Source organism: Gilliamella sp. Occ4-3, from assembly GCF_001690675.1.
Taxonomy (GTDB): domain Bacteria; phylum Pseudomonadota; class Gammaproteobacteria; order Enterobacterales; family Orbaceae; genus Gilliamella; species Gilliamella bombi.
Window position 1 is genome coordinate 66,189 of sequence record NZ_LZHR01000041.1, and the last position, 11,974, is coordinate 78,162.

Here is an 11,974-nt window from a genome sequence, read left to right on the forward strand (position 1 = left end):
TATGAGTCAATGGATAACTATTTGTAAACTTGATGAGATTTTACCTGGCACAGGAGTTTGTGCACTTGTTGGTAATGATCATGTGGCTATTTTTCGCCCTTATAATAATACTGAGCTTTATGCGATTAGTAATATTGATCCATTTGCTAAGGCAAGTGTTTTATCCCGAGGCATTATAGCAGAACATGAAAATGAGTTATGGGTGGCAAGTCCGCTTAAAAAGCAACGCTTTCGTTTAAAAGATGGTTATTGTTTGGAAGATGAACAATATTCAATCCCTCATTATGAAGTAGATGTTAATGACGATGGGATCGTACAAGTAAAGTCGCGCTAAATGTATTTTTAAAAGGATAAATTAATTATGTATACAGAGACAATTAATAAATGTGCAGCAAATGCTGCGCGTATTGTTCGTTTGGCAAAAACGAACCCATTTGGTTTTTGGCTAAGTTCTGCTATGGCTGGGGCTTATGTAGGAATAGGTATTATTTTGATTTTTACTTTAGGAAACCTTGTTGATCCATCAATAAGACCTTTACTTATGGGGGCAACGTTTGGTATTGCTTTAACGTTGGTTGTAATTGCAGGCTCTGAATTATTTACAGGGCATACCATGTTTTTAACCCTAGGAGTAAAATGCAAAAAAATTACTAATACTCAAATGTGGACAGTATTGCCACAAACATGGTTAGGAAATTTATTAGGCTCAATTTTTGTTGCTGCATTGTATTTTTATGCTGCAACACCCCTATTATCGACGGATACTAGTTTGGTTCATGCAGCGGCTTTAGCAAAAACATCTGCTTCAGCTTCGGCATTATTTTTTAGGGGTATTTTATGTAACTGGTTAGTTTGTTTAGCGATTTGGATGGCTAATCGAGTTGAAGGTTCGGCAAAGTTTATCGCTATTTGGTGGTGTTTGTTAGCATTTATTGCTTGTGGCTATGAACACTCCGTTGCGAACATGACACTTTTTTCACTTTCGTGGTTTGGTCATCATAGCGATGCTTACACATTAGCTGGAATTGGTCATAATCTATTATGGGTTTCATTAGGAAATCTTGTTTCTGGCGCATTATTTATGGGACTGGGATACTGGTATTCAACACCCAAAGAAGATCGACCTTAATAACTGTTTAATTCAGGAAATGTGGTTAAAATAACCAATATAAGGGGGAAAGCATGGTAAGCAATCCCCCAAAGACGTTAAATTAATTAGGATTACATTTGGTTTTAATCATAATTAGTGATAAAAAAATAACAAAGCAATTAACAATAGGATAATTAATAAATTTCTATTATTAAAGGTTAGTTGTTAATAAATTTTTAAACAGATAATGTTTTATTTTGAGGTGTTATGGATTATTTCCCCTTATTTTGTAAGCTAGAAAACCGTGATTGCTTATTAGTCGGTGGCGGTGAAGTTGCTGAACGTAAAGCTCGATTATTACTTGAAGCTGGTGCCCGCTTAACTGTCAATGCGCATGAATTTAACGAGCAATTCATATGCTGGAATGAACAAAAACAACTAGTTTTAGTTCAAGGGGAGTTTAATGCTGAATTACTGGATGATAAATGGTTAGTTATTGCGGCAACAGACTGTCAGGAAACTAATCAAAGAGTGAGTATTGAGACGGAAAAAAGGCGTATTTTTTGTAATGTGGTTGATTCTCCAAAAGATGCGAGTTTTATTATGCCCTCAATTATTGATCGTTCCCCTATTATGGTTGCTGTCTCTTCAGAAGGGCATGCTCCTGTTTTGGCTCGATTATTGCGTGAAAAACTAGAGTCCATTTTACCTCAACATTTAGGCAAATTAGCTAAATATGCCGGTTATTTACGTAATAAAGTTAAAACAACCTATCAAACAGTGACGGAACGTCGTCGTTTTTGGGAAAGGCTATTTTCTCATGATAGGTTAGCTCAAGCGATTGCTAATAGCGATTCAGATCATGTTGAAAAACTCACCAATGAGCTATTTGATACATCACTTGATTCCCGTGGTGAGGTTGTGTTAGTTGGTGCTGGTCCAGGTGATGCGGGCTTGTTGACTTTAAAGGGATTACAGCAAATCCAACAAGCAGATATTATTGTCTATGATAGATTAGTATCGGATGAAATTATGAATCTAACCCGTCGCGATGCTCAACGTATTTTTGTTGGTAAACGAGCAGGTTTTCATTGTGTACCTCAAGAACAAATAAATCAGATTCTTTTACAACAAGCTAAAAAAGGTAAGCGTGTTGTACGTTTAAAAGGTGGAGATCCTTTTATTTTTGGTCGAGGTGGTGAAGAGCTCGAAACATTATTTAACGCCGATATTCCATTTTCTGTAGTACCAGGAATTACAGCAGCTTCAGGTTGTTCTGCATATAGTGGGATCCCATTAACGCATCGGGATTATGCTCATAGCGTACGTTTAATTACTGGTCATTTGAAAGATGGTAGTCACCTTGACTGGAAGAGTTTAGCCGCTGAAAAGCAAACATTAGTTTTTTATATGGGATTATCTCAAGCCAGTAACATCGAAAAACAATTAATTAAATACGGTATGAATGCAAATACGCCAATTGTAATTGTTGAAGAAGGCACAACAACGAAACAAAAAGTAATATCAGGCCAGTTATGTGATTTAGCACAATTATCTTTGCAAGCCTGTAGTCCTAGTTTAATTATTATTGGGCCTGTTGTTGCATTACGAGAAAAACTAAATTGGTTTTCTGAGTGTTAGTGGGTGCTAAAAGTTTGATCTGTCCATATTTTAATGGAGCCTTTTTAATGTGTAAAAGAGTTTAATATAAGCATAAAATACGATTAACAGTTCATAGTATAATGTGACTCTAAGCCTAGGGAGATCGCAAATACGCACTATTGCAGTTAGATAGTAAAAGCGCTTTTTTCTAAAATAAAGAACAAAATTCGCTACTAACAAAATGAAACACCGCCCAATAAGTGTTTCATTTTAATTTAAAACGAAAAAATAAAATCAATTATCTATCTGAGGATTTTTTATAAAAATTTTCTTGTTTTGGCGGTGTTATTTTAGGAAAGCGTTACTGTTTTAATTGTTCAATAAGAAGACACGTTATAAAAATCACTTTGCTCATAGTCAAAAAATAAAGCCTATGCTAGACTGAATCAAACTCTGAAGCTTTTTTACCTAAGTGATATTTTCATATGGTGGATTAGCCGCGGTATAACGCAGAAATGGTTATGCTTCCCGATTTGGATAAGGTGTTTAATGTATATATGCAATTAGTTGATAATTATCAGCGTCGATTTCAATATCTACGTTTGTCGATTACCGAGCTGTGTAATTTTCAGTGTCAGTACTGTTTACCAAGTGGTTATCAGCCTAACAAGAAACATAAATTTTTGTCGCTCAATGAAATTAATCATGTTGTTGCAACATTTACTGAACTTGGTGTGCGTAAAATTCGGTTAACGGGTGGTGAGCCCACTTTGCGTCGCGATTTTATTGATATCTTATCGCTCATATCTTCCTATCCCAGCGTGAAAGAACTCGCTATTACGACCAATGGTTCGCGTTTATTAAAAAATATTCACCATTGGCATCAAGCTGGTTTAAATGCGATTAATATTAGTATCGATAGTTTTACTCCCCATTTATTTAAATTAATTACTGGTCAAGATAAGCTTAAAGAATTACTGCAGTGTGTTGATAAATCGTTAGAAGTAGGTATAAAAAAAGTCAAAATTAACACTGTTTTGATGAAAAATATGAATGATAATTTAAATAATTATTTGTTATGGATTAAAGATATTCCAGTAGAGTTGCGCTTTATTGAACTTATGGAAACAGGCGAAAGCAACGATACATTCAATCGTTATCACTTGTCTGGTAGTTTTATTGAAAAACAACTAATTGCGCAGGGTTGGGAGTTACAACCCAAAAAAACATTATCAGGTCCTGCTAAGATTTATGTGCACAGCGACTATCAAGGAAAAATTGGTTTGATTATGCCCTATTCAAAAGATTTTTGTAAAAGTTGCAATCGATTACGTGTATCATCTATCGGTAAATTACATTACTGCTTATTTGGTGATGCGGCGGTTGATTTACGTGATTTGTTGGAAAGCTCAGAACAGAAACAACAATTAAAAGCAAGAATTCTTGCTTCATTAATGATTAAACCAGAAAAGCATTTGTTACATAATCATCGTGTAGGGCTCACCCCTAATTTATCTTATATCGGTGGATAATTGGCTGTTTTGTTTTGGGACATTGTCAATTTGCCAATGTTGTATAGCCCAATCTAGTAACTGTTTTTGAGTGGCGTCTTGCCAATCTTCTGGCACACATTGCCCTAGAAACTGTAAAGCCTGGACGGTTAACGCTTTAAAATTGTTTAAATCAATCGGGCTAGCATGATTTTGTTTTGATAGTTTATTGCCATTTTTATCTAATACTAGTGGTAAATGGCTGTAACTTGGCACAGAAAAACCAAGCAGTTGATATAGTGAGATTTGTTTTGCAGTAACAGGTAAAAGATCCGCGCCACGAACAATTTCGGTAATTCCTTGTTCATGATCGTCTAAAACTACCACTAAGTTATAGGCAAATAAGCCGTCTTTGCGGTGAATAATAAAATCTTCTTGCGCACTTGCTTTTTCAACTGTTTGTAAGCCACGAATCTGATCTTTAAATTGAAAAATAGGATGATTTTGTTTTAAACGTATAGCAACTTGTTGCTTATTATTGATAGATAAATGTCGTTCACGACAAAAGTTATCGTAAATACCATTTGTTAGGTTTTGAATTCGTTGTCTAGTACAGTCACAATAATAGGCTTGTTGTTTATCTATTAGTGTTTTTAAAACAGTGCGGTAACGCTCACTGCAAGATGATTGATACAAGACTGTATCATCCCAATATAAATTAAGCGCTTCAAGCGTTTTTAATATAAGTGATGATGCCCCTTTGACTTCTCGTGGTGGGTCGATATCTTCGATACGGACAAGCCATTTACCACGACAAGATTTAGCTTGGAGATAACTACCAAGAGCCGTTACCAACGAACCGAAATGTAATGGTCCAGATGGCGAAGGGGCAAAACGACCGATATAATGCATAGGTCTGATTTGGAATGATAGATAAAACTGGGATCACATACCCATTTGTTTTTCGCGAAGTTCTGCAAGCGTTTTACAATCGATACATAAATCGGCTGTCGGTCTTGCTTCTAAACGGCGGATTCCAATTTCAACACCACAAGATTCACAATAACCAAAATCGTCTGATTCGATTTTCTTTAACGTTTTTTCAATTTTTTTGATGAGCCTTCTTTCTCTATCTCGAGCGCGTAATTCAAGGCTGAATTCTTCTTCTTGTGTTGCTCGGTCAGCCGGATCTGGAAAGTTCGCTGCTTCATCTTGCATATGCGTAACTGTTTTTCCCATTTCACCTTGTAGCTGAGTTAGCCAAGCTTCTAAAATAAGTTTGAAATGTTTCAATTGCTTAGGGTTCATGTACTCCTCGTCTTTTGCCTCTTTATAAGGCTCAAGCCCAGCAATTGAAAGCAGGCTAAGAGAAGATGTATTTACTTTTTGTTCCTTTTTCACTGCAATCCCCTTAAGTAAAGATTATTTGAAAGCGCTAAACTATAGCAATAATTCAGCCTTTGGCAAATTTTTTTTATCATTTTTATAGTTAAAAAATAGGAAAAATAATACAACTATATGTTATTAATAAAGATAATTAATTATTCCACTTTTTTAATCCATTTTCAGGGCATTTAGCTACTAAATCGTACAATTTGTCGTTATCGGGGAAAATAAGTTCAGGACTGATATCAAATAGTGGATAGAGTACAAATTCTCTATTTTTCATATGATAATGAGGGATAGTAAGTCTTTCATTATTAATGACTAAGTCATCATAAAGTAAAATATCTAAATCTAGGGTTCTAGCACCCCAACGATTATCTTTGCGTACGCGTCCTTGTGCTTTTTCAATTGCTTGTAGTTCATCAAGCAATGCTATAGGTGATAAGCTTGTCGTCAGTTTAATTACTGCATTAAGATAATCATTTTGATCTTGTGGCCCTAAGGGCTTACTTCGGTAAAATGGTGAAATATCTACCACTTTTGTGCTAGGCAAACAGCGTAATGATTCAATAGCACGATTAGCTTGTGCAAACGGATCTTCAAGGTTGCTCCCTAAAGCAACATAACAAATTGACATAATTAGACTTATTTTTTGTGATGTTAAATACAATTGATGGCAATATCTTAGCACATAAAACAATTGCCAAGAATGATTATATAAATAGATTCATGCTTATGACTTTGTGTTATAAAAATATAACCATATAATCTTTAACTTTTTATTTATTTTTTACTATGTTACTTATGGTAAAGCAAATTATTTTATTAAATGGTTATTTTTATTAATTATTGTATTTATTGAGAATATAAAATGAATTTAGGTCAACAATTAAGCATTTTAATAAAAAATACTTCAATAATCAGTGATCCTCAAGTTATTGATTGTGCTATCAAGGGGATAACCGATTATTTTGCCTGTAGTTTACAAGCTTGTCAGGAAGATGATGTTCATAAATTACTAGCATGGATAGCAGATGAGGGTGGAAATACTAGAGCTTTGCTGATTGGTCAAAAAAAGTTAGCTACGGCAAGGCAAGCAGCACTTTTTAATGGCTTTCAAGCGCATTGTTTAGATTATGATGATGTACATTCAGATGTTAGAGGCCACCCCTCAGCCGTTATTTTATCCGCTCTTATTGCTAGTGTTCGATTAGATAGTATTGAACAAAAGATTGATAGTCGACGTTTTTTAACGGCTTATGTTATTGGTATTGAAGTGATGGCTTTGTTGGGTAAAAGTGTTAATCCACAGCATTATGAAAAAGGTTGGCATGCAACTATTACTTTGGGTGGAATTGCTGCCACTGCTGCTATTTGTTATCTCTATGATGAACCTTTTTTATCACAGGCATTAACATTAGCAGCTACACAAGCATCAGGAATGCGTTTGTTAATGGGTACTCCGATCAAATTTTTACATGCAGGATTAGCAGCACAGCATGCTGTACAATCCGTTGAATGGTTAAGAGCTGGTATACATGCCGATCAGGATTTTTTAGATGATAAATTAGGTTTTTTGGCTATTTATGGGCAAGGTAATACACATTTTGATTTAAGTCATTGGGGTAAAACTTGGAAGATTGTGGATCCCGGATTATGGTTTAAAAATTATTCTTATTGTTCAGCTGCTGCTTATATTGCTGATGCGGGTCAATTACTTTACCAAAATCTTAGCTTTGAATTTGATAATATTAATAATATTGTTATTTATTTTGCACCGCCAAATAGTGATGCTGCATTGATATATAAAACCCCTTCATTGGCGCAGCAAGGACGTTTTTCGGCTGAATATGTTTTAGCATTAACTCTTTTAGGATTGCCACTTGGTTTTGAGCAGTTTTCATCACAACCTATTTCAAATGCAATAAAACAATTAATGCAGAAGATGAAACGAAGTTATCAAACGCATCTTACGCCACATCCAGAAGCTTATAATGGGCGTTATGTAATTATTGATATTTTTCTTAAAAATGGTAAAAAGATAAGTCAGCGTATTGATATTCCCAAAGGTTCTCCTAAAAACCCATATAGCCAAACTGAAATGTCGTTAAAATTGTATTCAGCGATTAAAGATCAAGCTAAAACAGAGCAATTATTAACAGATATTCATAAACTAGCAAAAGGTTTAGATTTTCGTCAATTTCTATTATCTTATTTATTTACTCTTTAAATGTTAAATTATTATCATTAGTTGGTATAGTTTTTAACTAAATTTCAAAATCAATTTCGTCAGTTAGCTGGCGTAAAAATCGTTGCGTAATTTCATTTTGAGGATTATCGATGACTGATTTTGCTGGTCCCTCTTCGATAATCATTCCTTCTGCCATAAAGATAATTCGATCTGCAACGTACTTAGCAAACTCCATTTCATGCGTTACTATAATCATAGTAATATGTTCTTTTGCTAGCTGTAGCATGACTTGCAATACTTCGTGTACTCGCTCAGGATCGAGTGCAGAAGTCGGTTCATCAAATAATAATACATTTGGTTTAACAGCTAAAGCTCTTGCAATTGCAACACGTTGTTGTTGACCACCCGATAAAGTGATGGGATATTGTGTTGCGTATGGCAACATACCGACTCGTTCTAATAATGATAATCCTTGTTGTTTTGCTTTGGTTTTATCCATTTTTTGACCAACAATTAATGGATAAGTTATATTTTCTAATGCTGTTTTATTTTTAAATAAATTATAGTGTTGGAAAACCATAGCGGACTGTTTTCGTAAGTTGCTTTCTTCTTTAATACTATAATGCTTACTATTAAGTGATACAGTTCCTATTTTGATAGTGCCTGTATTTGGTTTTTCTAGTAAATTTAAACAACGTAACAGAGTTGATTTTCCTGAGCCTGATGGGCCAATAATGGCAACAACTTCACCTTGTTTTATATTTAAGTTGATGTCTTTTAATACTTCATTATTTGCAAAACGTTTAGATAAATGCGAAACAGAAATCATAACCTTACTCCTTAACGATGATAAGGTACATTGAGCTTTCGCTCTAATTGTTTTTGTATCCAAGAATAGGCAACAACAGTTAGCCAGTAATCAATACCTACAGCTAGATAGGTTTCGAAGTAGAGAAATGAGTTAGCGGTTAACATTTTCCCCGATGCTAATAGTTCTTGTACGCCAACAAAAAAGGCAACAGACGAATCTTTAAGTAATGAAATGAACATATTACCAGCGTTTGGTAGGGCATTGACCATAGCTTGTGGTAGTATAATACCTCGATAAACTTGTATTTTACTTAAACCAACGGTTATTCCTGCCTCTTTCTGACCTTGATCAACGGACTTTAAACTTGCCCGGAAAATTTCAGCTAAATAGGACGAATATTTTAAACTGAAGCAGATAATAGCTGCTGTTGTAGCGCCCATTTGTTTTAGAACAGGAAAAATTTGTGGTAATCCGTAATAAATAATAAACAGTAAAACAACAGAAGGTATACCTCGAAACAGTGAAATAAACAGTGCAAAAAACGAATCGATAATGATTATTTTATTGCTACGTAATAGTGCAATCGCAAGTCCAAATATAATGGCAAACATAATCGATATGATGGTAATAAAAAGTGTAACTGGCAGATAAGGTAATATCTGCGGAAACACACTTAAAAAATAGTTTACATTAAAATTCATAGGGTAATATCTTCACCAAAATATTTAATTGCAAGGTTTTTCAATGTGCCATTGGTGCGTAACTTTTCGATGGCTTGATTGAATTTTTCACGTAGTGCTTGGCCTTTTTCATCTTTACTAAATGGAAAAGCAACTTGCTCAATAGTAATTGGCTCACCCACTAATTTAAACGGTAGGTTTTTACGCTTAATTTCAGCCAGTAATATTGGCTTAGAATTGACATAACCATCAACTCGTCGATACTCCGTGTCATACATTGCACCATCTCGTGTTTCATAGGTCTTGATTGTTATTTCGTTGTTAGGAAAGGCTTTTTTTAGATTATTTATATGATTTGAGCCTAGCACACCGGCAATGGTTTTACCTTTAAAATCAGATAATTGCTTAATATCGTTGTTATCTTTGTGGGTAACAACTTGGCTACCGTAAAGGCTATAGGTATTGGAAAAATCATATTTGGCTTGACGAGCATCTGTAACCGCAACTGCATTGGCAATAGTATCTAAACGCCCTGAATCAAATTGCCCCATTAAGCCACCAAATTCAGCAATGATCCATTCGACTTTATAGCCTAATTCGTTAGCAATTGCTTCAGTAACTTCAACATCAAATCCGACTAAATTGCCATCTTGTTTATAACCGTTTGGATAGCTTTGTCCTGTGGAGCCCACTTTAATGACATTTTGCTCTGTTACTTGGTGATTGGATTTATTATCACAACCAATTAAGGCTAGGCTAGTTAATAAAAGAGCGGACAGTAACTTGCTTATTTTTTTCATTGTTTATTACTCCTTTTTTTCCATTCGGTATAGTTTTTATGATTTAAGATTTTTTCAAAATAAAGTGTGGTATGATCGAGTGTTAAATTAGCTTGCCCTATTTTTTTATAGCCTCTATTAATATAAGTTTGGGCAAGCCATGGATGATTTGCAGCAGTGCCTAACGTGACAGCAGGTAATTTTAGTTGGTTAATTAGAATTTGCTGTTCAACAAAATTCCATAATGCATTACCATAACCTTTGCCTTTATATTGTGGCGCTGTTGCAAACCAACCTAAATGCGGTAACCCATAAGGTCCTGGGTTATTACCCCATGGAAAGCGAATACTTAAGGTTGATAGTAGATCACCTTCTTTTTCAAATAGATACACGGCATTGGAATTAATATGGTCAGCAATTTGCGATTGCGTGATTGTTGCTGCGGCAAAATGAATGCCTAATTGAGTGGTGGATTGATAAGCATTATGCAATAGAGCCTGATAAGCAGGAATGTCTTTATGAGTGATTAAGCGAAAGCTCATGCTAATACTCCACACTGTTCAGCATATTGAATAACTTGTGCTACTTTTTCAGGTGCAGAGCCAATATAGCTAATTGGATCTAACCAAGCATCAAGTTCGGATTCGGTGAATTCTTTATTTAAATGTGGATCTTCTAATAATATATCTTTAAATGGTCGATTTTGTTCAAATGCTTTCATGGCGCTTTGGTAAACTAAATTATGTGCAGTTTGTTTGCCTAATCGTTTGCCGATTTCAAACATCACTTTTTCAGATAGTAGTAAACCATTTTGTAGTGATAAATTGATCAACATTTTTTCTGCATTGATTTTAAGTCCTTTAAGTACGGCAAGGGCTGTCTGTAATTGTGCTGAAATATAAAGGTTAATTTCTGGTAGTGCGATCCATTCGGCTCGCCAACTCATGGCATCGCGTTCATGTTCAACTTTCATTGATTCGTGAATTAATGCGACACTTTTTAAAAGTGGAGCTGTCAAACTGGCTAAACCTTCTAATGCCGCTGGGTTGCGTTTATGCGGCATGGTAGTTGAACCTATTTTTCCTTCCGAGAACGGTTCTTCAACTTCGTTAATTTCGGTACGCATTAAGTTGTAAAATTCATTGCCCATTTTACCTAATGTGCCACTAATTAGCGCAATGACTGATGCATATTCAGAAAAACGGTCACGAGCTGCTTGCCAACCGATATTAGGGGTATTTAGTCCCAGTATTGTTAAAGCACGCGTTTCAACTTGTGGTCCTAACTTGCCCATTGAGGCATAAGTACAAATTGCACCACTAATATTACCGACTAATACTCGCTGTTTGATTTCACTTAAACGTTGTAAGTGCCGAATAAATTCATCTAACCATACGGCAAGTTTAAAACCAAAGGTTGTGGGGAGTGCTTGCATGCCATGGGTTCGTCCAACCATGGGTAAATACCGATACTTTTTAGCTAAACGTTTTAGTTCTAGTGCCACTAGTTTGCTATCGCGTTCAATTACAGTAAAAGATTGTTTTAATTGTAAAACAGTTGCAGTATCGACGATATCTTGTGTGGTTGCGCCGTAATGAATATATTGACCCGCATCACCGACTTGTTTTTGCAGTGCATTAATTGTTGACATTAACGAATGTTTGGCTTTAGCTGCTTCTTCGGCAATTTGTTCAATTGATAATTTAGATGCATCGGCTTTGGATATGATTGAATTGGCTGCTTCAATTGGAATAACGCCTAACTCGCCTTCCGCTTTAGCTAAAGCAACTTCGACATCCACCTGTTTTTGCAAGCGATTTGTCTCTGACCAAATTGCTCTCATTTCGTTAGTACCAAAGTTATTGCCCAAAATTAAAAAATCTAAAATATGTGACGCCACCAAACTATCCTCAATAATTGTTACTATCTTACTCAATAATTATTA

The 11,974-nt window shown here is 35.2% G+C and carries 13 protein-coding genes and 1 riboswitch; of the genes, 5 read left to right on the plus strand and 8 right to left on the minus strand.

The window, feature by feature from the left end; all coding sequences use genetic code 11:
- Window position 1: 1 nt before the first annotated feature.
- The 4 genes from nirD to moaA all read left to right on the plus strand — a co-directional run bounded on the left by nirD (window position 2) and on the right by moaA (window position 4,224).
- Window positions 2–334, plus strand: a complete 333-nt coding sequence (gene nirD / locus A9G44_RS04345; RefSeq protein ID WP_065574653.1) for a nitrite reductase small subunit NirD — start codon at window positions 2–4, stop codon at window positions 332–334.
- Window positions 335–361: 27 nt separating this feature from the next.
- Window positions 362–1,129: a nitrite transporter NirC gene (gene nirC, locus A9G44_RS04350; protein ID WP_034910359.1), complete on the plus strand. Its 768-nt coding sequence runs from the start codon at window positions 362–364 to the stop codon at window positions 1,127–1,129.
- A gap of 228 nt (window positions 1,130–1,357) precedes the next feature.
- The gene (gene cysG / locus A9G44_RS04355; RefSeq protein WP_065609364.1) at window positions 1,358–2,731 is read left to right on the plus strand and encodes a siroheme synthase CysG; all 1,374 of its coding nucleotides are present in this window, start codon (window positions 1,358–1,360) and stop codon (window positions 2,729–2,731) included.
- Between the two features lie 400 nt (window positions 2,732–3,131).
- A riboswitch (molybdenum cofactor riboswitch) is annotated at window positions 3,132–3,253 on the plus strand.
- On the plus strand, window positions 3,250–4,224 hold the full coding sequence (gene moaA, locus A9G44_RS04360) for a GTP 3',8-cyclase MoaA (RefSeq protein WP_065609366.1): 975 nt from the start codon (window positions 3,250–3,252) through the stop codon (window positions 4,222–4,224). (Overlaps the previous riboswitch by 4 nt.)
- Here moaA and gluQRS read toward each other — a convergent pair.
- The 3 genes from gluQRS to folK form a co-directional block, all read right to left on the minus strand.
- Window positions 4,204–5,094 (minus strand): tRNA glutamyl-Q(34) synthetase GluQRS, encoded by an 891-nt coding sequence (gene gluQRS / locus A9G44_RS04365; RefSeq protein ID WP_065609368.1) that lies wholly within the window; start codon window positions 5,092–5,094, stop codon window positions 4,204–4,206. The two genes, moaA and gluQRS, sit on opposite strands and share 21 nt — an antisense overlap.
- Before the next feature lie 33 nt (window positions 5,095–5,127).
- Entirely contained in the window at window positions 5,128–5,583 is a 456-nt protein-coding gene (gene dksA, locus A9G44_RS04370; protein WP_065606514.1) for an RNA polymerase-binding protein DksA, read from the minus strand.
- 136 nt (window positions 5,584–5,719) lie between these two features.
- Entirely contained in the window at window positions 5,720–6,205 is a 486-nt protein-coding gene (folK, locus tag A9G44_RS04375; RefSeq protein WP_034910368.1) for a 2-amino-4-hydroxy-6-hydroxymethyldihydropteridine diphosphokinase, read from the minus strand.
- Between the two features lie 234 nt (window positions 6,206–6,439).
- Here folK and A9G44_RS04380 point away from each other — a divergent pair, with 234 nt between their 5' ends.
- On the plus strand, window positions 6,440–7,798 hold the full coding sequence (locus A9G44_RS04380) for an MmgE/PrpD family protein (RefSeq protein ID WP_065609370.1): 1,359 nt from the start codon (window positions 6,440–6,442) through the stop codon (window positions 7,796–7,798).
- 37 nt (window positions 7,799–7,835) lie between these two features.
- On the opposite strand, the gene A9G44_RS04385 is transcribed toward A9G44_RS04380, so the two are convergent.
- From A9G44_RS04385 to purB, 5 genes are read right to left on the minus strand one after another with little or no spacing between them, the layout of a single operon-like run.
- Window positions 7,836–8,588: an amino acid ABC transporter ATP-binding protein gene (locus A9G44_RS04385; RefSeq protein ID WP_065568694.1), complete on the minus strand. Its 753-nt coding sequence runs from the start codon at window positions 8,586–8,588 to the stop codon at window positions 7,836–7,838.
- Between the two features lie 11 nt (window positions 8,589–8,599).
- A complete protein-coding gene (locus A9G44_RS04390; protein ID WP_065609371.1) occupies window positions 8,600–9,271 on the minus strand; it encodes an amino acid ABC transporter permease in 672 nt (223 codons plus the stop codon).
- Entirely contained in the window at window positions 9,268–10,050 is a 783-nt protein-coding gene (locus tag A9G44_RS04395; RefSeq protein WP_065609373.1) for an amino acid ABC transporter substrate-binding protein, read from the minus strand. The genes A9G44_RS04390 and A9G44_RS04395 overlap by 4 nt, the downstream gene beginning before the upstream one ends.
- Complete coding sequence (locus A9G44_RS04400) at window positions 10,047–10,571, minus strand: GNAT family N-acetyltransferase (RefSeq protein ID WP_081298254.1); 525 nt, start codon at window positions 10,569–10,571, stop codon at window positions 10,047–10,049. The genes A9G44_RS04395 and A9G44_RS04400 overlap by 4 nt, the downstream gene beginning before the upstream one ends.
- On the minus strand, window positions 10,568–11,929 hold the full coding sequence (gene purB / locus A9G44_RS04405; protein WP_065609375.1) for an adenylosuccinate lyase: 1,362 nt from the start codon (window positions 11,927–11,929) through the stop codon (window positions 10,568–10,570). The genes A9G44_RS04400 and purB overlap by 4 nt, the downstream gene beginning before the upstream one ends.
- Window positions 11,930–11,974: the final 45 nt, after the last annotated feature.

Excerpts from the sequence above, each read along its gene's own strand:
- nirD (WP_065574653.1), top strand. The coding sequence starts at position 2 with ATGAGTCAATGGATAACTATTTGTAAACTTGATGAGATTTTACCTGGC.
- nirC (WP_034910359.1), top strand. The coding sequence starts at position 362 with ATGTATACAGAGACAATTAATAAATGTGCAGCAAATGCTGCGCGTATT.
- cysG (WP_065609364.1), top strand. The coding sequence starts at position 1,358 with ATGGATTATTTCCCCTTATTTTGTAAGCTAGAAAACCGTGATTGCTTA.
- moaA (WP_065609366.1), top strand. The coding sequence starts at position 3,250 with ATGCAATTAGTTGATAATTATCAGCGTCGATTTCAATATCTACGTTTG.
- gluQRS (WP_065609368.1), bottom strand. The coding sequence starts at position 5,094 with ATGCATTATATCGGTCGTTTTGCCCCTTCGCCATCTGGACCATTACAT.
- folK (WP_034910368.1), bottom strand. The coding sequence starts at position 6,205 with ATGTCAATTTGTTATGTTGCTTTAGGGAGCAACCTTGAAGATCCGTTT.
- A9G44_RS04380 (WP_065609370.1), top strand. The coding sequence starts at position 6,440 with ATGAATTTAGGTCAACAATTAAGCATTTTAATAAAAAATACTTCAATA.
- A9G44_RS04385 (WP_065568694.1), bottom strand. The coding sequence starts at position 8,588 with ATGATTTCTGTTTCGCATTTATCTAAACGTTTTGCAAATAATGAAGTA.
- A9G44_RS04390 (WP_065609371.1), bottom strand. The coding sequence starts at position 9,271 with ATGAATTTTAATGTAAACTATTTTTTAAGTGTGTTTCCGCAGATATTA.
- A9G44_RS04395 (WP_065609373.1), bottom strand. The coding sequence starts at position 10,050 with ATGAAAAAAATAAGCAAGTTACTGTCCGCTCTTTTATTAACTAGCCTA.
- A9G44_RS04400 (WP_081298254.1), bottom strand. The coding sequence starts at position 10,571 with ATGAGCTTTCGCTTAATCACTCATAAAGACATTCCTGCTTATCAGGCT.